Origin of the sequence: Curvibacter gracilis ATCC BAA-807 (assembly GCF_000518645.1) — a bacterium.
GTDB classification, from domain to species: domain Bacteria; phylum Pseudomonadota; class Gammaproteobacteria; order Burkholderiales; family Burkholderiaceae_C; genus Curvibacter; species Curvibacter gracilis.
This window is the reverse complement of record NZ_JADZ01000005.1, coordinates 318,471-337,693: the sequence shown is the minus strand read 5'-3', so window position 1 is coordinate 337,693 and position 19,223 is coordinate 318,471. Positions and strand designations below refer to the sequence as shown.

Annotated in this window: 23 protein-coding genes; 19 read left to right on the top strand and 4 right to left on the bottom strand. The window is 64.3% G+C overall.

The window, feature by feature from the left end:
- Nucleotides 1-987: 987 nt before the first annotated feature.
- The 4 genes from L880_RS0104345 to L880_RS0104335 all read right to left on the bottom strand — a co-directional run bounded on the left by L880_RS0104345 (nt 988) and on the right by L880_RS0104335 (nt 4,953).
- Entirely contained in the window at nt 988-1,800 is an 813-nt protein-coding gene (locus tag L880_RS0104345; RefSeq protein ID WP_425389164.1) for a DNA adenine methylase, read from the bottom strand.
- Nucleotides 1,688-1,975, bottom strand: coding sequence for a Com family DNA-binding transcriptional regulator (locus L880_RS35450; RefSeq protein WP_157462567.1), 288 nt, complete (start codon nt 1,973-1,975; stop codon nt 1,688-1,690). Before L880_RS35450 ends, L880_RS0104345 begins: the two co-directional genes overlap by 113 nt.
- A 141-nt stretch (nt 1,976-2,116) precedes the next feature.
- The gene (locus tag L880_RS0104340) at nt 2,117-3,160 is read right to left on the bottom strand and encodes a phage portal protein (RefSeq protein ID WP_043328435.1); all 1,044 of its coding nucleotides are present in this window, start codon (nt 3,158-3,160) and stop codon (nt 2,117-2,119) included.
- Nucleotides 3,160-4,953 carry a terminase ATPase subunit family protein gene (locus L880_RS0104335; protein ID WP_051443046.1) on the bottom strand — a complete coding sequence of 598 codons (1,794 nt, stop codon included), beginning with the start codon at nt 4,951-4,953 and terminating at the stop codon, nt 3,160-3,162. The genes L880_RS0104340 and L880_RS0104335 overlap by 1 nt, the downstream gene beginning before the upstream one ends.
- Nucleotides 4,954-5,097: 144 nt before the next feature.
- Between L880_RS0104335 and L880_RS0104330 the strand changes: the two genes are divergently transcribed.
- The 19 genes from L880_RS0104330 to L880_RS34180 all read left to right on the top strand — a co-directional run bounded on the left by L880_RS0104330 (nt 5,098) and on the right by L880_RS34180 (nt 19,218).
- Complete coding sequence (locus L880_RS0104330) at nt 5,098-5,928, top strand: GPO family capsid scaffolding protein (protein WP_027474628.1); 831 nt, start codon at nt 5,098-5,100, stop codon at nt 5,926-5,928.
- A 48-nt stretch (nt 5,929-5,976) separates the two neighbouring features.
- Entirely contained in the window at nt 5,977-6,987 is a 1,011-nt protein-coding gene (locus tag L880_RS0104325) for a phage major capsid protein, P2 family (protein WP_027474627.1), read from the top strand.
- Nucleotides 6,988-6,998: 11 nt separating this feature from the next.
- The gene (gene gpM / locus L880_RS0104320) at nt 6,999-7,700 is read left to right on the top strand and encodes a phage terminase small subunit (RefSeq protein ID WP_027474626.1); all 702 of its coding nucleotides are present in this window, start codon (nt 6,999-7,001) and stop codon (nt 7,698-7,700) included.
- Between the two features lie 100 nt (nt 7,701-7,800).
- Nucleotides 7,801-8,271 (top strand): head completion/stabilization protein, encoded by a 471-nt coding sequence (locus tag L880_RS0104315; RefSeq protein ID WP_027474625.1) that lies wholly within the window; start codon nt 7,801-7,803, stop codon nt 8,269-8,271.
- A complete protein-coding gene (locus L880_RS0104310) occupies nt 8,271-8,483 on the top strand; it encodes a tail protein X (protein ID WP_157462566.1) in 213 nt (70 codons plus the stop codon). The genes L880_RS0104315 and L880_RS0104310 overlap by 1 nt, the downstream gene beginning before the upstream one ends.
- 23 nt (nt 8,484-8,506) lie before the next feature.
- On the top strand, nt 8,507-8,797 hold the full coding sequence (locus tag L880_RS0104305; RefSeq protein WP_027474623.1) for a hypothetical protein: 291 nt from the start codon (nt 8,507-8,509) through the stop codon (nt 8,795-8,797).
- The gene (locus tag L880_RS34810) at nt 8,794-9,909 is read left to right on the top strand and encodes an SGNH/GDSL hydrolase family protein (RefSeq protein ID WP_084460989.1); all 1,116 of its coding nucleotides are present in this window, start codon (nt 8,794-8,796) and stop codon (nt 9,907-9,909) included. Before L880_RS0104305 ends, L880_RS34810 begins: the two co-directional genes overlap by 4 nt.
- 110 nt (nt 9,910-10,019) lie before the next feature.
- A complete protein-coding gene (locus L880_RS0104300) occupies nt 10,020-10,298 on the top strand; it encodes a hypothetical protein (protein WP_027474622.1) in 279 nt (92 codons plus the stop codon).
- Nucleotides 10,295-10,690: a hypothetical protein gene (locus tag L880_RS0104295; protein ID WP_027474621.1), complete on the top strand. Its 396-nt coding sequence runs from the start codon at nt 10,295-10,297 to the stop codon at nt 10,688-10,690. Before L880_RS0104300 ends, L880_RS0104295 begins: the two co-directional genes overlap by 4 nt.
- A complete protein-coding gene (locus tag L880_RS0104290; RefSeq protein WP_051443045.1) occupies nt 10,687-11,307 on the top strand; it encodes a hypothetical protein in 621 nt (206 codons plus the stop codon). The genes L880_RS0104295 and L880_RS0104290 overlap by 4 nt, the downstream gene beginning before the upstream one ends.
- The gene (locus L880_RS34185) at nt 11,304-11,870 is read left to right on the top strand and encodes a lysis system spanin subunit (RefSeq protein ID WP_051443044.1); all 567 of its coding nucleotides are present in this window, start codon (nt 11,304-11,306) and stop codon (nt 11,868-11,870) included. The genes L880_RS0104290 and L880_RS34185 overlap by 4 nt, the downstream gene beginning before the upstream one ends.
- On the top strand, nt 11,854-12,354 hold the full coding sequence (locus tag L880_RS31560; protein WP_043328432.1) for a phage tail protein: 501 nt from the start codon (nt 11,854-11,856) through the stop codon (nt 12,352-12,354). The genes L880_RS34185 and L880_RS31560 overlap by 17 nt, the downstream gene beginning before the upstream one ends.
- Nucleotides 12,355-12,356: 2 nt before the next feature.
- A complete protein-coding gene (locus tag L880_RS0104275; protein WP_027474619.1) occupies nt 12,357-12,830 on the top strand; it encodes a phage virion morphogenesis protein in 474 nt (157 codons plus the stop codon).
- Between the two features lie 42 nt (nt 12,831-12,872).
- Nucleotides 12,873-13,451 carry a phage baseplate assembly protein V gene (locus L880_RS0104270; RefSeq protein ID WP_051443043.1) on the top strand — a complete coding sequence of 193 codons (579 nt, stop codon included), beginning with the start codon at nt 12,873-12,875 and terminating at the stop codon, nt 13,449-13,451.
- Entirely contained in the window at nt 13,448-13,819 is a 372-nt protein-coding gene (locus tag L880_RS0104265) for a GPW/gp25 family protein (RefSeq protein WP_027474690.1), read from the top strand. The genes L880_RS0104270 and L880_RS0104265 overlap by 4 nt, the downstream gene beginning before the upstream one ends.
- On the top strand, nt 13,816-14,661 hold the full coding sequence (locus L880_RS0104260) for a baseplate J/gp47 family protein (protein WP_043328430.1): 846 nt from the start codon (nt 13,816-13,818) through the stop codon (nt 14,659-14,661). Before L880_RS0104265 ends, L880_RS0104260 begins: the two co-directional genes overlap by 4 nt.
- Nucleotides 14,661-15,599 (top strand): phage tail protein, encoded by a 939-nt coding sequence (locus L880_RS0104255; RefSeq protein WP_043328428.1) that lies wholly within the window; start codon nt 14,661-14,663, stop codon nt 15,597-15,599. Before L880_RS0104260 ends, L880_RS0104255 begins: the two co-directional genes overlap by 1 nt.
- 8 nt (nt 15,600-15,607) lie before the next feature.
- Nucleotides 15,608-16,090: a hypothetical protein gene (locus L880_RS0104250; protein WP_027474615.1), complete on the top strand. Its 483-nt coding sequence runs from the start codon at nt 15,608-15,610 to the stop codon at nt 16,088-16,090.
- Nucleotides 16,091-16,104: 14 nt separating this feature from the next.
- Nucleotides 16,105-19,218 (top strand): DUF4815 domain-containing protein, encoded by a 3,114-nt coding sequence (locus L880_RS34180; RefSeq protein ID WP_051443041.1) that lies wholly within the window; start codon nt 16,105-16,107, stop codon nt 19,216-19,218.
- Nucleotides 19,219-19,223: the final 5 nt, after the last annotated feature.

Genomic DNA, 19,223 nt, shown 5'->3' with positions numbered 1-19,223 from the left:
TGTTACGGCGGGTCAGTATATGGGTGGCCCAATGAAAAACGGCCCCGAAGGGCCGTCTTAAAGCGTCTGTGACGCGTGTATTGGCGGAGAGGGCGTCCCCAAGGAATCAAGCATTCATGCGGCTTCCATCGCGATATTGCGCATCTACCGGCCATCCCATAGGCCATGAGCATTGCGCTTCGGTGGCACCAAGCCCCCATAGGATAGCGCCTTCTGATTGAGCTGCGTCACGAATTCCGGTGTCTGTTCGGGAAAAGCATGATTTTCATGATCAAAAGGATGCATAGCCTTGAAAGCCTTGTCTGGCGTGGCTTTTGCGAATTTGTAGAACCCTGATTTTTTACTGATCTAAACATGATTTGTTAGGGTTCCGCTTTCTGATCGAGTTGAATAAAAAATATATACAAATCAATGACTTACGGGGCCTCCTGATTCGGATCAGGTCAAATCAGAAAAAATTCTGATCACACAAATCCAGCATCCATGCGGGTCGCGGGTCGATTTCGGGGGGTAGTGTTGGAAATCATGTTTTCCCCGAACCTTTCCCGGATTTGCCTTCTGGATCCCGGTAGAGCATTCCCACCGGCAACCTGCCTGGGCCCGTGAAATTCCGTCAAATCCCGTCATCTGAGTGGCCCTGAAAACCGCCCGCGAGGCCGCACCAGGCCTTGCGCTGCCCAGGGTCGGCAGGGTCGTCAAAAGAGGCCTATTAAGACCGAGGGCGCGGCGGGGTCTCGTCCGCGCGCCGTGGGTCTCGATGGGCATGACCGCACGGCCACAGCGGTAGGGGTGTCGGGTCGGTTGGAATGGGGCAGGGGAGGGCGCAGGCGGCCCTCTGGGCGCCGATCATGGGGCGAGCAATGGCTCGGGCGCCGGATCAGCTCGGAGCGCTTTCTGGGCGGTTTTTGACGCTGGGCAGAGGTCAAGAAAAAGGCCATCCGATGGGATGGCCTCTGGGGGAGATGGGTGATCAGCTTCTGGGGGTGGTCAATCGATTGCGAAGTTCGTGATGATCAACTCGCCTTTGGGGGCCCGTGCCCGCCCGGCGCCCCCTACGCTGTAATTGATCACCACCTCCCTCATCGGGAACCCCTTGAATGCCTCGCGCATCTCGGGGATGTCGTTCACGCTGACCACCGCCCTACCCTTCATGGTGCTCATGGCCTCGGCCATGAGGGCGTATTGCTCCAGCCCAAACTCGACCCCATAGCCCTCGGTCCCCCAATACGGCGGGTCCATGTAGAACAGCGTGTGGGGGCGGTCGTAGCGCTTCACACAGTCCAGCCAGCTCAGGTGCTCCACCGTGACCTGGTGCAGGCGCAAATGGACGGCGCTCAGGTCCTCCTCGAGGCGCAGCAGGTTCAGCCGGGGGCGGCTGGTGGTGGCGGTGCCGAAGGTCTGCCCCTCCACCTTGCCGCCGAAGCCGCACTTCATCAGGTAGAAGAAGCGCGCGGCGCGCTGGATCTCGGTCAGGGTGCGCGGTGGGGTGGCTGACAGCCAGCCATAGATCTCGCGGCTGGTCAGGGCCCAGCGGAACTGGCGCACGAACTCGTCCAAGTGGTGCTGCACGACCCGGTAAAGGCTGACCAGATCGCCATTGGCGTCGTTCAGCACCTCGACCTTGGCGGGCTCTTTCAGGAAGAACAGGGCTGCGGCGCCGCAGAAGGGCTCCACGTAGCAGCTGTGCTCAGGGAACAAGGGCAGGATGTGCTTGGCCAGGCGGCGCTTGCCACCGATCCAGGGCACCAGGGGGGATGCGGCCGGATGGCCGCCTTCTTCGATCATTTCGCTCACGCGCATCGTCATCTTTCGTTTCAGGGGTTGATGACGCTCGGTGGCGTTCTGGGCTGGGGCTCTCGGCCCGCAGGAGGTTCAAGGTCCCGCAGCGCGGGCACTTGATGTCCAGTCGAACAAAAATTGCCACCGCCAGCTTCTTGCTGCAGTGGCCACATCGAACTTCTTTCGGTTCTTGCATGTCGGCATCGCCTTATGATCGCCCCGCCTGTGCACAGGTGACGGGGTCGTTTGGCCAATGCCGTGCGCATTCACGGCGGAGGGGTTTGTGCTGGGTGTTGACGCACCTGGTGCACTCGCCCCGTCTTTTTTTGGGGGAGGTCTATCCTCCCCCGCCGGGGGCGGTCGGGCTGACCGTCACCTCGTATTTCTCAAACTGCACCACCTCTTCGCCCAGCCAGTCGTTCAGGGCCAGGAAGCGCGCCTGCAAGGGCTCGATCTCATTGGTGGCGAACACTTGGGCGGCGGGCACAATGGCGCCGAAGCCGCCGGTGTTGCTGGGCACGATGCCCAGCAGCTGGGGCGGGATGCGGTGGGCGGCCAGCACGTCGTCGCGGCTCACGTTCTTGATGTTGAAGAAGTCATCTTTGGCGGCCACCTCGCTCACGGGGATCAGCTGAATGCCGTCCTTCTTGCCATTGGGGCTGTACAAAAACAGGTTGCGGAAGTTGCCCGGCCCCTTGCTCTGCTTGAGCGCCTCGCGGATGCCGTCAATGTCGCCCTGGCTCTGCGCCGCATCGCTGATGTACAGGATGAACCCGGCGTGGCTGCCGTTGTTGAAGTAGCGCCGGCGGAACAGGGTGGCCGATTCGTTGAGCCAGGCCGCCTGCAGGGCGCTCAGGTACTCGGGCAGGCCATAGACCTCCTGCTCGATGTCGGCCTCCTGCAGGTGGAACACCCGGCCGCTGTTGAATTCATGCTCGTCGGCGCCGTTGCGCACAAAGAAGTACTTCTGCAGGTCCACCCCGCGGCGGGTGTACTTAGCCATCGCGTGCGACAGGCCAATGGAGCCCCCCAGTCGGTTGACCTGGTGCTCCAGATAGCCATTCCCGAACACCAGGAAGTCGAGTGCGAAGCGGCTGAACACATCGGTGCTCAACAGGCGGTGGGGCTTGAAGGTCTTGGCCAGGATGTTGCGCTTGAAATAGATCGCGCTCGAATGGTGGGTTGAAGCCCTGAACGATTTGGCCAGGCCGGACCAGCTCATGGGTGGCTCGTACCAGCGCCCGTTGCTCCAGCACTCCAGGTAGTCGAGCAGCTCGCGCCGATCCATCACCGGGGTGGGGTCGCCGAAGGTGAAGGCCTCCATCTTCTTGGCCTGGTCGGCTTGGGCGAGCTGCGCCGAGGCCTGTGTTTCGTCTTGCATCAAGAAATCTCCATGATCGATTTGGATGAGCTGGTCTCGCCATCCAGCGATTCGTTGTCCATTGCGTGCATGCAGGCCCAGGCCAGGTCGGCATGGCCGGTGACCTCATTGCGGCCCGCGTCGTAGGTGACCTGCCGGCCGCTGGCCGTCATCACCCGTTTGATGGCCATGAAGGCCTGGGCCAGATCCGTGAACCCGGCGTCGAACTCAAGGCGGCCCTTGCGGATCACGCTTTGGGCCTTCAGCACCAGGCGCGACTTGATCTCGACGTTGTATTGGTAGCCCTTCACCGCGGGGAAGAACTTCTGCACGATCTGATAGACCCCCTGGCCCAGGCCGGTGGTGTCCATGCCGATGAAGACCACGTTGAAGCGCTGGGTGATCTTGCGGATCACTTCGGCCTGGGCCTCGAAGTCGTTGCCCTTGAACTGGTGCCGCTCCAGCACCCGGAACTTGCCACCCGGCGTGCTGGGAGGAGCCAGCACGACACAGCCGGCGGTGTCTCCGGTGAGGCTGGGGTCATAGCCAACCCACACAGGCCGATAGCCGAAAGGGCGCAGGCTGAACGGTTTGACGTCGTCCCATACCTCCCAGCTGTCCACCATGCAGCGCTGCAACTCGGCCAACGGAAAGCTGCTGTACGAGTCGTCGAGAAACCCGCACATGAGCAGGTTCTCGAACTCCTCGGTGGAGTACTCCAGCCGCAGCTCGTCGATATCGAACAGGTTGCAGCCGCCGCGCATGGCGTCGACGATGGTGCAGATCTGTCTCCAGATCTTGTCCTCACCCGTGAAGCCCCCGGCCAGCCGGTCGTGGCTCAGGTCCAGGCTGATGCGCTCATCCTTCGGTCGCTTGCGGTTGAAGCGCGCCCCGCTCCACAGCGCATAGGCCTCATGCTGGATGCTGCTGGGCGTGCTGAAGTAGGTCTTGCGCCAATGCTTGTGCATGGCCATGCCCGACGCCACTTTGTTGAGCTCGTCGAACTTGCGCGTCCAGAAGCACTCGTCGAAATAGACATTGCCGTGGTAGCCCTGAGCCGTGAGGGCGTTGGTGCCCAGAAAGTACAGCGTGGCGCCATTGCTGAGCACGATGGGGTCGCCCGACAGCTCGATGCCGCAGGCATCCTTCGCGAAGGCAATGATGTACTGCTTGAAGATATGCGCCTGGGCCTTGCTGGCCGACAGAAAGATCTGATTGCGGCCGGTGGCGATCGCATCGGCCAGGGCCTCGCGGGCAAAGTACCAGGTGGCGCCGATCTGGCGTGATTTGAGGATGAAGCGCGTGCGCGCCTCGCTGTTGCGGAACCACACCTTCTGGTAGTCGAACAGCGAGTCTTTGAAGGCCTCCAGCAGCTGCTCGTGCTGCTCTTCGCTGAAGTGGTTGCGATCGGGCTTTTTCTTGGGGCGGTCGTTGCGCCGCTCGATCGCCGGGTTGAGGTCGGCCTCCTTGCCGGTCGCGCCGTACTTGTGCACCCTGGCCAGGCGCTCGATCTGGCGGCCCAGCAGGTCAATTTCCTTGAAGTCGGTGCCGGTCTTGGGGTCCTTCATGACCAGTTGCACCAGCCGGGTCTCTAGCGTGGCCTCGACGCGCTGCACCGGTTGTGCCTTGTCCCATTCCTCCACATCTTTCCAGCCCTGCACAGTGCTGCGAGGCTCGTCGATGTATTCCGCAATCGACGAGATTCGCCAGCCCTGCCAGTACAGGTGCCGAGCTTCGCGGCGCTTGTCGGCGTCCAGCCCATCAGCTGGTTTTTCGCGCTTGAAACGCTTGGGGACGATGACGGCTTCGTTCATGCCGTCGAGCGTATGGGCGTCGCTCCGTTTCGTTGACAGGTATCGGTTGTGTACGGGCCGTACACAACCAAAGGTCGTTGAATGCGCGGCCGTGGGGCGCGACGATGGCAGCTACTCGTTACCAACCTCGGAGCAGCAGCCATCATGGCCCAAAAATCCAAACTTTTCCGCGTCGCCACTGAAGGCGCAACCACCGACGGCCGCGTGATCCAGAAGGACTGGATCACGCAGATGGCGGCCAACTTCGACCCCAAGAAATACGGCGCCCGCGTCTGGCTGGAGCACTACCGTGGCATCGCGCCTGACGGCCTGTTCAAGGCCTACGGCGACGTGATCGCAGTGGAGGCCCGCCCGGTCGAAGACGGCAAGCTGGCCCTGTTCGCCCAGATCGAGCCCCTGCCCGAACTGGTGGCCATGACCAAGGCCAAGCAGAAGATCTACACCTCCATCGAGGTGAACCCCAAATTCGCCGATACCGGCGAGGCCTACCTGACCGGCCTGGCCGTCACCGACAGCCCTGCCAGCCTGGGCACCGACATCCTGGCCTTCGCGGCCCAGAACCCGAAGGCCAGCCCGCTGGCCGGCCGCAAGAGCCACGCCGAAGCGCTGTTCTCCGAGGCCATCGAGGTCACGCTGGAGTTCGAGGAAGACAAGCCCGAAGACGCGGGCCTGGTCACCAAGTTCATCGCCTCGGTCAAAGCCGTGACGGAGAAATTCAACGGCAAGGCCAAGAGCGACGACGCCCGGTTCTCTGCCGTGCTCGAAGCACTGGAAGAAGCTGGGACGGTGATCGCCGACCAGGCCGAGAAGCACGCCACCCTGCAGGCCGACCACGACAAGCTGTCCAAGGCTTTCGCCACTCTGCAGGGCCAGTACACCGAGCTGGTGACCAAGCTCGGCACCACGCCTGAGCAGCAGCACAGCCAGCGCCCGCCGGCCACCGGCAACAGCGGCCGCATCCAGACCGACTGCTGATCAGCCGCAGATTTTCCACCGCAATCGCATTCAACCCGGAGCCCCTCCATGCGTAATGAAACCCGCCAGGCCTATGCCGAACTGCTGAACCAGATTGGCCGCCTGAATGCCGTGGCCGACGCCACCAAGCAATTCACCGTCTCTCCCAGCGTGCAGCAAAAGCTGGAAAGCAAGATCCAAGAGTCCAGCGACTTCCTTGGCCGCATCAACATCTCGCCTGTTGTGGAAATGCAGGGTGACAAGCTCGGCCTGGGTGTGTCCGGCCCGGCCGCCAGCCGCACCGACACCACCACCAAGGACCGCCAGACCCGCGACATCAGCACGCTGGACAGCCGTGGCTACCAGTGCGTGAAGACCAACTCGGACACGCACATCACCTATGCCAAGCTGGACGCCTGGGCCAAGTTCCCCGACTTCCAAACCCGAGTGCGCGACCTGATCGTGCGCCGCCAGGCGCTGGATCGCATCTTGATCGGCTGGAATGGCACCAGCATTGCGGCTGACACCGACCTGGTGGCCCACCCCTTGCTGCAGGACGTGAACAAGGGCTGGTTGCAACACCTGCGCGACGATGCCCCGTCCCGCGTCATGTCCGGTGGCAAAACCGCTGGCCAGATCAAGATCGGTGTCGGTGCTGCCAACGACTACCAAAACCTCGATGCCCTGGTTTTCGATGCGATCAACGGCCTCGACCCCTGGTATCAACAAGACCCAGGCCTGGTTGTCCTCATGGGCCGCAACCTGCTCACCGAGAAGTACTTCCCTCTGGTTGACGTGAGCCAGGTGCCCACCGAGACCCTGGCGGCCGACATCGTGATCAGCCAGAAGCGTGTGGGTGGCCTGCAGGCCGCCACCGTGCCCTATTTCCCCGACAACAAGCTGTTGATCACCACCTACGACAACTTGTCGATCTACTGGCAAGAGGGCGCGCGCCGCCGCCGCATGGAAGAAAACGCAAAGCGTGATCGCATCGAGAACTATGAGTCCTCGAACGATGCCTATGTGGTTGAAGACCTCGGCCGCGCCGTGATGGCCGAGAACATCACCTTCACTGACTGATTGGTGTCGAGATGAGCACGCCATTTCGACGTCACCAGATGCGCGTGCTCGCCGAGCAGGCCGCCCTGGCCACCCCCAACGGGGGCCAGGTCGAAGGCTCAGCCTACGAGCTGATGCTGGCCCAGCTCTACGAGCACCGCCGCACCCTCAAGGGCATCCAGTCCGTGGAGCGCAAGATCGAGGCTAAGCGCTCCATGGTGGGCGACTTCGATGCCTGGATCGATGGCGCCCTGGCCGGTGGTCAGGGTGGCCAAGACCTGGTGCTCACCAGCGTCATGGTCTGGCACCTCGACATCGGGAATTGGGAGCGAGGCCTGCAGATCGCTGAATATGTGCTGCAGCATGGCCTCGCCCTGCCGGATCAATACAACCGCGATATCGCCACGCTGTTGATCGACGAATCCAGCACCGCAGCTCTGGCCGGCCAACTGGTGGGACCTGATGCCCTGGTGGTTCTGGCCCGGGTCGACCAGATGACGGCCGAACGCGACGCCCCCGACCAGGCGCGCGCCAAGTTGCACAAGGCCATTGGCTACGCCCTGATGGGCAAGACACCCACTACCGAGCCAGACATCACCACGCTGGACCTGGCCATGGCCCGCCGCGCTATGGACCAACTGCAACGCGCCCACCAGCTCTTCGGCCAGGTGGGCGTCAAAAAAGACATGGAGCGCCTGGAGCGTCGGCTCAAAGCCGGCACAGGCCCCGACTGAGCGTACCCCGCACCCTGGCGGCTCGGGGTGCCGATGGAGTGAGCCCAGGCCCACCCCTGACGCACCCCGACCACCGCCACCAAATTTTTGATTGACCACCATGAGCTTCCTGGCCACCACATCCCCACCCACGTCGACCAGTGAACCCGTGATCGAGAACGACCCGTGGTTCCCAGAGATCGACCTGGGCGCGCTGCGCGCCGCTTGCCGGCTCGATGGCACGGTCACTGTTGCCCGGCTGCGCGAGGCCGCCACAGCGGCCATACTGAGTGTCAACCGAGAGCTGGCCACCTTCAAGGCCCGCCAGCTCGCTGCGGGCTTTGAGGCCCTGGCTGACATCCCCGCTGACCAGGTCGGCCGCTCCAGCGTGCTGGTGCTGCACTACCGCCGCGCGGTGTACAGCGGGGTTCAGGCCGAGTTGGTGGAGGAATACCGCGACATGGACACCACGGGCAAGGGCGACAAGAACGCCGACGCCATGGAGCCCCGCGCCGATACGCACCGCCGAAACATGCGCTGGGCACTGAGCGACCTGCTGGGCCAGCCGCGCACCACGGTGGAACTCATCTGATGGTCACCACGCTGCAGGTCATGGCCAGCGATGGCGACACCGTCGACCTGTTGTGCTGGAGACACCTGGGCCGCACCGCGGGCGTTACAGAGGCCACGCTGGTGGCAAACCCTGGTCTGGCTGCACTGGGCCCTCAATTACCTGCTGGGGCTGTCGTCGAGCTGGTGATCGTGGACGCCACGAGCCAGGAAACAGTGTCGCTATGGGATTGATTTTTTAACAGTTAGGAACCGAAATGGCGAACAAGCAAATCCCGGCCATTGGCCGGAGCGTTTACAAGCTGCTCGTTGACCTATTCAACGGCAGCCATGCCGAGGTGGTGTCCTCGTTGGAGGGCGCGGTGGTCGCAAGCGATGGGAATGTTATTCATCCGCCGAGCCTCGATCAGGCGTTGGCCTATGACCAGGCCACAGGGAATCTCATCAAGACCACGGTCACCAGCCCGGCCGGTGTGAACTACAGCCAGACACTCACGTGGACTGGTGGAAAGTTGACGGCAATTTCCAAGTGGGTGAAGCAGCCATGATCAGCTTCAAAGACCTGATCGCTTTTCTGAACCCCGCTTGGCACGCTGCTCAGCATGCGGGGATGGGGGTTGTTGGAGATCTGGCTCCGACCAAACTAGCAATTGCAATTGCAAAAACGCTGGCAGGCGTTTCTGACACCAGGATTTTGATGGGAGGGGATTCCACGACTTATGGCGTTGGCGCTGTCATCGGAAGTACGTCGTTGCCGGCGCTCTTGGCCAATCGTCTCGCGGTGCGCCTACCGGTTCCTGTAATCAACAACTTAATAATCCCGCAAGCGCCTACTTCACCAACATCGGACAGCCGCATAACGATAGGGTCCGGGTGGTCATATGGTGGTAACTATGGATTTGGCTCAAACGCATCTTGGCAGGCCACGTCTGGCGCATCAGGTAATCTGGGATTCACATACTCTGCTTGGGCTAACAAAATCCGCATTTACTATTTGCGCAACAGCGGCCTAGGCGGGTTCACTCCAACGATCAATAGCGTAGCTCTGACGGCTCAATCTGCTGCGGGAGCTGGAGGGGTTGGTGTATATGAGGCGACGTTTACGCGCAGCAACTCCATCACCGGGTCAATTGCCCAGACCACAGTTGGGACGTTATTTATTCTGGGTATCGAGTTCTTTGATACCACTCAAAAATGCATCTACATCGGCAATGCTGGTGTGGCCGGGGCTACGGCCGCAGACTGGAATGCTGGTGGACTGTGGGCCTCAAACCCAATGATTGCTGCATACGCGCCAAATCACTCAATAGCGATGTTCGGCATCAATGAGTCAGCTCAGGGTGTGACGGCTGCTGCGTACAACGCTGCCATGACCACTCTCGCAGCAACTCTTGCAGGGTATGGAGACGTTGATTTGATGACTCCATTTCAGAGCGATCCGACCATCGGACGGGACACGCTGCAGACCCAATATCTTTCACAACTGCAGCAAATCAGCGCAGCAAACGGATATCGGCTGATTGATGTCAGGGCCACATTGGGGAGCTATGCAGCTGCAAATGCAGCGTCACTGATGTGGGATCAAAGCCACCCAAATGCGGCCGGATACGCACTATCTGCGAAGGGGCCTGCCAAGTACATCCTGGCTGTTGCTGGATGACCACCGGCCAATCCATCTGCACCCACCCCGCAATCCCCTGGAGCTGGGTGCATTGCGGGGCGCATCAGGAAACCGGGCGCAGGTCGGACTTGAGCCAAGGATGAAACCGAATGAATGAACAAAAGAGCCACCGGCTCATCTTCGATCCCACCATCAACCTCGGCCACGTACTCACGTTCGCCGGGTTCATCGCCACCGGCTTCGGCGCCTACAGCACGCTGGACAAGCGGGTGGCCATGCAAGAGCAGAAGGCCCTGATCGCCGAACAAAAGGCCTCGGAGCAAGACCAGCGCAATTCCGAGGTGCTGCGCGAAATCAAGGCCGATCTGAAGGATGTCCGCCGCTCGGTGGACGACGTCAACCGAAACCTGTCCCGGAGTCGCCCATGAACCTCACCAGCCACCTTCAACACCACCCGCGCCTGCGCGCCATCTTCAACTTCGACGCCTGGGTGCTGATCCTCATCGGCCTGGTGCTGTTCGGCGCCCGCACCCCGCTGCAGGGCTCGGCCGCGGGCATCAACCTGCCGCTGCTGGCCACCGTGCTGCAGCTCTCGGGCTTCATGTTCTGCATGGCGGGCCTGCAAGTGCTGTTGAGCCTGCTGGTCTGGCCCCAGATCAGCGTGGGCGAGCTGCTCCAGCACGCGGTGCAGCAAGGCGACTTTGCGGCCGGCGTGATCCTGTTGGGCCTGTTCATCTACAACGGTCTGTGCATGCTGGCCTTTGTGCTGTGGGTGGGGTCCAGCATGGGCGGCGCCGTGGGTCTGGGGGTCGCTGGATGATCCCGGTCCAGGCCCCGGCCATCCTGGCGCTGCTGCAGGCCCTGCTGCCGGCCTACTGGCCCGCCATGCCTGTGCCCAGTTTCCTTGCCGCCCAGATCGAGCAGGAGACCTGCCCCAGCCTCCAGCACCGAATGTGCTTCAGCGAGCGGGCCGAGCTGCGCACTGCACGCGAATACGGCTTCGGTCTGGGCCAGCTCACGATCACGCCCCGCTTCAATGTGTTCGAAGAAGTCAAGCGCATGCACCACGACCTGGCCGACTGGCGCTTTGAGGATCGATTCGACCGCCGCCGGCAGTTGATCGCCCTGGTGGTCAAGGACCGGGCGCATTTCCGGAGCTGCAGCGCCTTGATGGCCGACGCGCCGGCGGCGCTGGCCTGTACCGCGGCCCAGTACAACGGCGGCGCCGGGGGCTTTCTTGCCGACCGCCGCCTGTGCAGCAACACCTCGGGCTGCGACCCGCGCCAATGGTTCGGCCACATCGAGCACACCAGCACCAAAGCCAAGACGGCGGTGGCCGGCTACGGCAAGAGCTTTTTTGAGATCAACCGCGAGTACGTGCGCAACGTGATGCAAGTGCGCCGGGCCAAGTACTCCCCCTTGATGGACGCCACATGAACGACTTCAAACAAAACGCCCTGGCCTTGGCCCTGTCCACCCTGCTGGTGGTGGGCCTGAGCATGCTGACCTACCAACTCGGCTACCAACGCGGCGAGGTCCGGGCCAAGGGCGAGGCGCAGGCCCGTGAGGCCCAGATCAACGCTGACCACGCCGAAGCCCTACTGCGCGCCACCGCCCGTGAGCAGGCCACGGAACGAACCCTTCGGACTGAACTGACCGATCTGCAAACCCGCCTCAACCTGGATGCCCAAAATGCGAAACAAATCAGTGATCGCTCTGCTGCTGCCGTGCGCTCTGGCGCTGTGCGCCTGTCAATCCCCGTCGCAAGTTGCCCTTCGGACGGTGGAAGCAACCCGGGCCAAGGTGCCGGATCTGCCGGTGGAGATCGGCACCAAGCGCGTGCCCAACTTGCGCCTGAAGATGGACTTGCTCTTACTGCCATCGCCGACGCCGGAGACGACAGCATCCGGCAGCTCAACGCCTGCATCGACGCCTACAACGCCGTGAAGGTGGGCCTGAACGCAAAACCAGAAGGCTTAGCCCATGCTCAAGCCCGGTAGCCTGCGCGCCCACATCGAGGCGGCCGTGCCCGATCTGCGCACCAATCCCGACAAACTGTCGGTGATGGTGCGCTCGGGCCACTTGATCACCACAGGCACCGGCTCGCTGTCGTTTGAGTACGCCTACACCCTGCAACTGGTAGTGCTGGACTACGCCGGCCATGCCGACGCCGTCATGGTCCCCCTCCTGGCCTGGCTGGCCGTGAACCAGCCCGAGGTGCTGGACAACCCGGATCTGCGCGAGAAGGCGGTACGGTTCGAGGTCGAATTCCTGAACGCGAGCACCGTGGATCTGTCGATCGAGCTGGACCTGACCGAGCGCGTGCTGGTCAAGCCCAGGGCCAACCAGCCAGGCGCCTACGACATCCGCCACGTGGGCGAGCCCGCCCACCCAGCCTGGCCGCAGCAGCGCGAGGAATGGAGCCTGTACGTGCGCGACGAGCTGGTGGCGCAGTGGGAGCATGATCCCCGGCCGGTGATCTGACCATGAGCGAACTGACGGCTCTGGAAGACTGGGTAGCGCCGCTGCTCGCCCGGCTATCCGATGGCGAGCGACGAAAGCTGGCCTTGGCCGTGGCGCGAGATCTGCGCGCAGCCAACGCAGCCAGCATCCTGGCCCAACAAACCCCGGATGGAGGGGCCTGGGAAGCCCGCAAACAGCCCGCCAGGAACAAGCGGGGGGAAATCCGACGCAAGGCCCAGGCAGGCAAGGCGGGCATGCGGATGTTTCTGAAGATGGGGACGCCCAAGAACCTCAAGGCCATGGCCACTCCCTCTGAGGCGGTGGTGGGCTTTGTGGGCCGGGCGGAGCGGATCGCCCGCGTGCATCAGTTCGGGCTAAGTGATAGGGTGACACCCGGTGGGCCGACGTATCGATACCCCGCTCGCGAACTGATCGGCATGACTGACGCCCAGATCGAGCGCGTGCGAGACCTGATCGCAACGCACCTCGGACGCTGAGCAACTCTTGGTTGTGTACGCCCCGTACACAACCAGAATCAGGTGCATTTCGCACCCCGCCCCGGCACCATCAACCGGGTGCAAAATCCAACCGCTCAACCCGAATCCCCCTACGAACTCAATCGCAAGATTGAGAACATCGTGCGCCTGGGCTCCATCGAGATGGTGCGCCTGGGCAAGCCCGCGCGCTGCCGTGTGCGCACCGGCGGGCTGCTGAGCAACTGGGTGCCGTTTTTCTCGCTACGCGCCGGCGGCAGGGCAGGGCGCACCTGGTGGCCGCCCGTGGTGGGCGAGCAGTGCGTGCTGCTGTGCCCCGGTGGCGATCTGCTGCAGGGAGTGGCCCTGGTCGGGCTTTTCAGCGACGACGCCCCCCAGGGCAGCGAAGACCCCAACCAGTTTCTGCAGGAATGGTCGGGTGATGACTCCATGAGCTGGCTCGATGGCGAGCTGCTCATCCAATGCCGCACCGCCATCACTCTGCAGGTAGGCGACCAGCGCCTGCGCATCACTCCCGAATCCATCCGGGCCACGCCCGACCTCCTGGCCGACACCATCAGCGTGCGGCACCACCACCACGGTGGGGTTCAGTCTGGCTTCGATATCACAGGGGAGCCGCAATGAACCGCACCACCGGAGCCGCGATCACCGGCATCGAGCACCTGCGCCAGTCCGTGGCCGACATCCTGACCACAGCCATCGGCACCCGCGTCATGCGCCGCGAATACGGCTCGCTTGTGCCCGAGCTGGTGGACCACCCCGACAACCCAGCCACCCAGGTGCGCCTGTTCGCTGCCATCGCCAGCGCCCTGATGCGCTGGGAGCCCCGCCTGCGCCTGACCCAGTTGCACTTCACGCGCACCGAGCCCGGCAAGGCCGTGATCACGCTGGACGGCCTGTACCTGGTGCCCAGCACCAAGCAGCCCCAAGTGCTGAGCCTGAGCGTGCCGCTCACCCTTGTATCGACCCTCGTTTCCGGAGCATCGGCATGAACGCCCAGGACCTCACCACCCTGCCGGCCCCCAACGTGGTCGAGGCGCTGTCCTTCGAGGCAATCCTGGCGGCCGAGCGAGCCGACCTGCTGCAGCGCTACCCGGGCGTGGCCGATGTGATCGACCTGGAGAGCGAGCCCTTGCAGAAGTTGCTGCAGGCCCACGCTTACCGCGAGCTGCTGTACCGCCAGCGCGTCAACGAAGCGGCCCGCGCCGCGCTGCTGGCCTTCGCCACCGGCGCCGACCTCGACCACAAGGCCGCTTTCTATGGCCTGGAGCGCCTGACAGGCGAGACCGACGAACGCCTGCGCCTGCGCATTGGTCTGCGCATCCGCGCCCTGGCAGGGAACGGCACCCGCGAGCATTACGAGCTGATCGCCCTTGGCACCTCGCTCAACGTGCGTGACGCCCTGGCCACCCAGCCCCAGCCGGGTCGGGTGCAGGTGCTGTTGTGGATCGACGATGCCAGCCTGGCCGACGTCACTGCCCTGGCCGTGCTCAACGCCGAGAACGCCGAAGCCGCCCGGCCGCTGGGCGTGCCGGTCTCCGTCGCAGTGGCCCGGCCGCGCCCGGTCAACATCAGCGCCAGGATCTGGCGCGAGGCCTCGGCCCCTTCCGACCTGGTGGCGCAGCTGCGCACCAGCCTGCCCCTGGCCATGGCCGCATATGCGCGCCTGGGCCGCTCCGTGCCCCGGTCCTGGATCACCACCCAGTTGCACGTCGCAGGCGTGGCCGCGGTGCGCTACGTGGACAACCTGCGGCCCGCCGAGACCACCACACTGGCCGCTGATGAATACCCGGTGGTGGGCGTGCTCGATCTGACCGATGAGGGGGTGTCCTGATGGCCACCACCGTCCTTCCACCGGCCTCTACGGCTTTGGAGCGCGCCATCGACCAGGGCATGCCCGCCTGGGATGGATTGGCCGAGGCCATGGCGCCCACCGGCCCCCGCGTGATCGACGCCTACCCGGTGGCCTTCTTTCCCTGGCTGGCCGCTGAATGGGGCCTGGCCGACTTCGCCCGCTATTTCGACAGCCTGGCCGCCCTGCTGGAGGCAGGCCGGCCCTGGCTGCTGGAGCGCGGCACCGCCGCGGCTGTGCGCCGCGTGCTGGGCTGGCTGGGCTTCGACCAGGTGCTGATCGAAGAGGACGGCGCTTACCTGCACATCGACCTGGGCCGGGCCGCCAGCCCTGCCGAACTGAGCGAGATCGCCCGCGTGGTGCGCTCCAGCATCCCGGCCCACATCCGCTTCTATCGGGTGTTCCACAGCTACGACCTGCGGCCCATCACCTTTGACGGTGGCCAGGCCATGGACGTGGGCCTGCTGGACAACGATTCGGGTGTCTGGGTCAGCACCGACACCGGTGGCGACCTCAAGGCCAGCTTTGCGACCCTGCAGGCCCGGGGGGTGACCCCTTGGCCCCATGGGCAGATCGAGGCCACGGCCACGCCCGTGCACGCCCTGACCATGCCCCGAGGCGATCGGGTGGAGCTGGACTCCTGGCGCCTTGACAGCTATGTAGTGGTCGACACCTACAGCGGGGTCGGCGCCATGTTCACCGGCACCTGCGCAGCTCCAGTGCCAGGCGTCCCGCAAGGGGTCACCGGTACCGTGTACCTCGAATCTGTGGCTTGGCCTGCCCTTGACCCACTCGACAACCGCACCGACGTCCACGCCATCGAGATCTCGAGCCCCATGCCGGCCCCGCGCCGCTGGGTGGGCCCTTGGGACTCCCGGCCCTGGCGCACCTCCATTGATTCCAAGCACACACAGGACTGACCACCATCATGGCAACCCTTCAAGAATCCGGCCGCATTGCCCTGGCTATCGCCGTCGCCAGCCAGCCCATCCACCTTGCCTGGGGCCACGGTTCGCCCGCCTGGGATGCGGCCCCCCAGCCCGAGGGCAACACCAACACGGGACTGGTCGACGAGATCGGCCGGCGCGCCTCCACCCAGGTGGGCTACTGCCGGCCCGATGCCAATGGGGAGATCGAGCTGGCCTCGGGCCGCTACACCCTGTCGGCCGAACCCACCACCTTCGTCTACGTGAAGTTCGTCTTCGCCTTTGCCGAGGCCGCCGGCGAGACCATCCGCGAGCAAGGCATCTTCCTGGGTACCCAGGTCAAGGCCGGCCTGCCCGCCGGGCAGCGCTACTTCCTGCCCGCAGATCTCGCCAGCCCCGGCCGCCTGTACGCGCTGGAGCGCGTGCCCGCCTTCCCCCGCAATGGCGCCACCCGCCAGATGTTCGAGTACGTGCTGCCGTTCTGAGCAGGAATCCACCCATGACCATTTACAACCGATTCGACCCGGCCAAGCGCTACAACCGCGTGCTGTTCAATGCCGAGCGCGTGCTGCAGTCGGCCGAGCTCAACGACATGCAGGACGCCCTGATTTACCAGGCGAAGTCCGTTGCCGATGTTCTTTTCAAGGATGGCGGCATCGTGGATGGTGCTGGCATCGTCGTGAACTCGGCCACCGGCGCCACGCTGTGCGAGGCTGGCCGCGTCTACGTTGACGGCACGGTGCGCCCAGTTACCGCCGGTCAACTGCAGATCGCCACCGTGGGCATCGTCAACGTGGGCGTGTACCTGCAGGTGGCCGTGGTGACCGAAGAGCAGGACCCCACCTTACTGAACCCTGCCGTGGGCACGCGTGGCTATCAGGAGCCCGGCGCCTGGCGCGAGCAGGTGACCCTTGTGTGGGGCTTCAAGGGCGACGGCCAGGCTGGCACTTTCTACCCGATCTGGGCGGTGGAGGATGGCTCGGTGCGCGCCCGGGAGGCGCCCCCCAACCTCGACGCCATCACTCAGGCCCTGTCGCGCTACGACCGCGACAGCACCGGCGGCACCTACGTGGTGCGGGGACTGGAGGTGGTGGCAGGCCCGGATCTGCCCACCGGCCAGCAGGTCTACACCCTGGCCGAGGGCGCGGCCCGCATCAGCGGCCGGGGCCTGGAGCTGCCCGCCTCGCGCCGCGTGGTGTACGCCGCCACGCCCGAGCTGCTGGCGATCGAGGACGAACCCCATGCCTCCACCACCGAGGGGCTGCAGCACATCGCGTTTGACCGTACCCCGGCCGTGGGACCGCTGACGGTAAAGATCACCGTGCGCAGCACCCACGATATCGTTCACGGCGGCTTCAACGGAGCGGCCGACCCGCTGCCCGACACCAGCGTGCTGCTGGTCGAATCGGTCAAACAGGGGGCGACGGTGTTCGCCAAGGACGTGAGCTGGAAGCTGACCGCAGGCCAGATCGACTGGAGCCCGGCCGGTGCCGAGCCAAACCCGGGCAGCACCTACCAAGTCACCTACCAGCACATCATCACCGCCGAGGTCCAGAACCTGAGCAGCACTGGCTTTGATGTGGTCGGGGCTCTGCAGGGCTCCCTGATCCTGGTGAGCTACCAGCAGGCCCTGCGCCGCTACGACCGACTGTGCATGGACAGCGACGGCAACATCACCTGGATTCGGGGCGTGCCGGCTGAATGGAGCCCGGTGGCCCCTACCGTGCCGCAGAACTGCCTGAGCCTGGCCACCGTCTACCAGAGCTGGGACAGCAACCGCCGCATCGACCAGGACGCCGTGCACATGGTGCCCATGCAAGAGCAGGCCGCCCTGAAGGCGATGCTGCGCCGCGTGTACGAAGACCAGGCCGAGCTGCGCCTGTCCTTGGACATCGCGGGCCGAAACACCGGCATCAAGAAGGGCTTGTTCGCAGACCCATTCCTGAACGATTCGATGCGCGACGCCGGCGTGGCCCAGACAGCCGCCATCTCGGGCGGGGCGCTGCGCCTGCCGATCGCCATCACCGTGCACCAGCTCGGCCTGGGCATCACCGAGCGCCAGGCCCTTGCCCACGGGCACAAGGCTGTGATCTCGCAGACCATGCGAACCGGTCAGATGCTGGTCAACCCCTACGCCGCCTTCGACCCGCTGCCCACCGACCTGGTGCTGCAGCCTGCCGTGGACCGATGGATCGAGGTGCAGACCCAGTGGGCAAAGCCGATCGAGCAGGTGTTCTACGTGGGCGGTGGCAGCAACAGCGTCACCACTGAGACCAACATCCTGGCCGAATCGTCGACGGCTCTGGAAACCCTGCGCCAGATTGAGGTGCAGTTTGAGAGCCATTTCGGGCCGGGCGAGACCGTGACCGCCATGAGCTTTGATGGCATCACCGTGCATCCCACCGCCCTGAATGGTGGCGCCCTGGTGGCCAACGCCCAAGGCCTGCTGCAAGGCAAGTTCACCGTGCCAGCCAATGTGCCAGCCGGAACCAAGAGCGTGGAGATCACCGGCTCGGGCGGCAACCATGCCAGCGCCCTGTTCACTGGCCAGGGTACCCTGGTGCAGCGCGAACAGCAGCAGATCGTGAAGTACTGGTATGTGCGCACCGACCCTCTGGCCCAAACCCTGACCACCTCGGCCACTGTGCACCTCACCGGTGTCAACCTGTGGTTCACGGCCAAGGGCACCAGCGATGTGCTGGTGCAGTTGCGCGAAGCCGAGAACGGCTACCCCACGGCCCGAGTGCTGATCGAGGCCCGCCTGCAGCCTGCGGCCATCGTGCTGAACGGCAAGACGCAGGTCACCTGGTCGCCCGTGCTGGCTGATGCTGGCCGGGAGTACTGCCTGGTGCTGCTGTGCGACGACGCCACCACCGCCGTGGCCGTGGCCGACCTGGGCAAGTGGGATGCCACCAATGGCCGCATCGTCACGGCCCAGCCCTACCAGGTGGGCGTGCTGCTCTCCAGCAGCAATGCCAGCACCTGGACGGCCCACCAGGACCGTGACATGGCCTTCGAGCTGCTGGCGGCCGATTACACCCAGACCGAGCGCTTGATCGACCTGGGTACCGTGGATGTGGTCGACGCCACCGACCTGCTGGTGCAGGCCTATGCGCACCAGCCTTCGGCCGCCTCGAGCTGCGTGTTCCGCCTCACACTGGACAACGGCAGCGTGATCGAGGCCGCCCCCGGCCAGGTGGTGACGCTGGCCGCCCGGTACACCGGCCGCGTCCAGGCATCCGCCCGCCTGCGTGGTGCTGGCTCGCTCGGCGCCATCCTAGAGCCCGGTATCCAGCTGGTGGTGGGATCGCTGCAGACCGCCGGCAGCTACATCAGCCCGCTGGTCAACGCCGGCGGCCAGGTGAGCGTGCGCGTGGTGCTGGAGGCTGATCTGCCCGCCGGCAGCTCGCTCACCCTGCACGCCCAGAACCAGACGGCCGGCGCCTGGACGCCCGTGCCCTTTGTGAGCAGCAGCCCCCAGACCGCCGGCGTGATGGAGCTGGTCTACCAGCTCGACAACTACGCCGCCGACAAGGCCCGTCTACGCCTGAGCCTGACGGGCACCCACGTGGCCCGCCCGGCCATCACCAACCTGCGCGCCGTGGTGCTGTGAGAAAG

What these genes read in the sequence shown, in the direction of transcription:
- L880_RS0104345 (WP_425389164.1), bottom strand. Translation starts at nt 1,800, where the DNA reads ATGCGCGTGAGCGAAATGATCGAAGAAGGCGGCCATCCGGCCGCATCC.
- L880_RS35450 (WP_157462567.1), bottom strand. Translation starts at nt 1,975, where the DNA reads ATGCAAGAACCGAAAGAAGTTCGATGTGGCCACTGCAGCAAGAAGCTG.
- L880_RS0104340 (WP_043328435.1), bottom strand. Translation starts at nt 3,160, where the DNA reads ATGCAAGACGAAACACAGGCCTCGGCGCAGCTCGCCCAAGCCGACCAG.
- L880_RS0104335 (WP_051443046.1), bottom strand. Translation starts at nt 4,953, where the DNA reads ATGAACGAAGCCGTCATCGTCCCCAAGCGTTTCAAGCGCGAAAAACCA.
- L880_RS0104330 (WP_027474628.1), top strand. Translation starts at nt 5,098, where the DNA reads ATGGCCCAAAAATCCAAACTTTTCCGCGTCGCCACTGAAGGCGCAACC.
- L880_RS0104325 (WP_027474627.1), top strand. Translation starts at nt 5,977, where the DNA reads ATGCGTAATGAAACCCGCCAGGCCTATGCCGAACTGCTGAACCAGATT.
- gpM (WP_027474626.1), top strand. Translation starts at nt 6,999, where the DNA reads ATGAGCACGCCATTTCGACGTCACCAGATGCGCGTGCTCGCCGAGCAG.
- L880_RS0104315 (WP_027474625.1), top strand. Translation starts at nt 7,801, where the DNA reads ATGAGCTTCCTGGCCACCACATCCCCACCCACGTCGACCAGTGAACCC.
- L880_RS0104310 (WP_157462566.1), top strand. Translation starts at nt 8,271, where the DNA reads ATGGTCACCACGCTGCAGGTCATGGCCAGCGATGGCGACACCGTCGAC.
- L880_RS0104305 (WP_027474623.1), top strand. Translation starts at nt 8,507, where the DNA reads ATGGCGAACAAGCAAATCCCGGCCATTGGCCGGAGCGTTTACAAGCTG.
- L880_RS34810 (WP_084460989.1), top strand. Translation starts at nt 8,794, where the DNA reads ATGATCAGCTTCAAAGACCTGATCGCTTTTCTGAACCCCGCTTGGCAC.
- L880_RS0104300 (WP_027474622.1), top strand. Translation starts at nt 10,020, where the DNA reads ATGAATGAACAAAAGAGCCACCGGCTCATCTTCGATCCCACCATCAAC.
- L880_RS0104295 (WP_027474621.1), top strand. Translation starts at nt 10,295, where the DNA reads ATGAACCTCACCAGCCACCTTCAACACCACCCGCGCCTGCGCGCCATC.
- L880_RS0104290 (WP_051443045.1), top strand. Translation starts at nt 10,687, where the DNA reads ATGATCCCGGTCCAGGCCCCGGCCATCCTGGCGCTGCTGCAGGCCCTG.
- L880_RS34185 (WP_051443044.1), top strand. Translation starts at nt 11,304, where the DNA reads ATGAACGACTTCAAACAAAACGCCCTGGCCTTGGCCCTGTCCACCCTG.
- L880_RS31560 (WP_043328432.1), top strand. Translation starts at nt 11,854, where the DNA reads ATGCTCAAGCCCGGTAGCCTGCGCGCCCACATCGAGGCGGCCGTGCCC.
- L880_RS0104275 (WP_027474619.1), top strand. Translation starts at nt 12,357, where the DNA reads ATGAGCGAACTGACGGCTCTGGAAGACTGGGTAGCGCCGCTGCTCGCC.
- L880_RS0104265 (WP_027474690.1), top strand. Translation starts at nt 13,448, where the DNA reads ATGAACCGCACCACCGGAGCCGCGATCACCGGCATCGAGCACCTGCGC.
- L880_RS0104260 (WP_043328430.1), top strand. Translation starts at nt 13,816, where the DNA reads ATGAACGCCCAGGACCTCACCACCCTGCCGGCCCCCAACGTGGTCGAG.
- L880_RS0104255 (WP_043328428.1), top strand. Translation starts at nt 14,661, where the DNA reads ATGGCCACCACCGTCCTTCCACCGGCCTCTACGGCTTTGGAGCGCGCC.
- L880_RS0104250 (WP_027474615.1), top strand. Translation starts at nt 15,608, where the DNA reads ATGGCAACCCTTCAAGAATCCGGCCGCATTGCCCTGGCTATCGCCGTC.
- L880_RS34180 (WP_051443041.1), top strand. Translation starts at nt 16,105, where the DNA reads ATGACCATTTACAACCGATTCGACCCGGCCAAGCGCTACAACCGCGTG.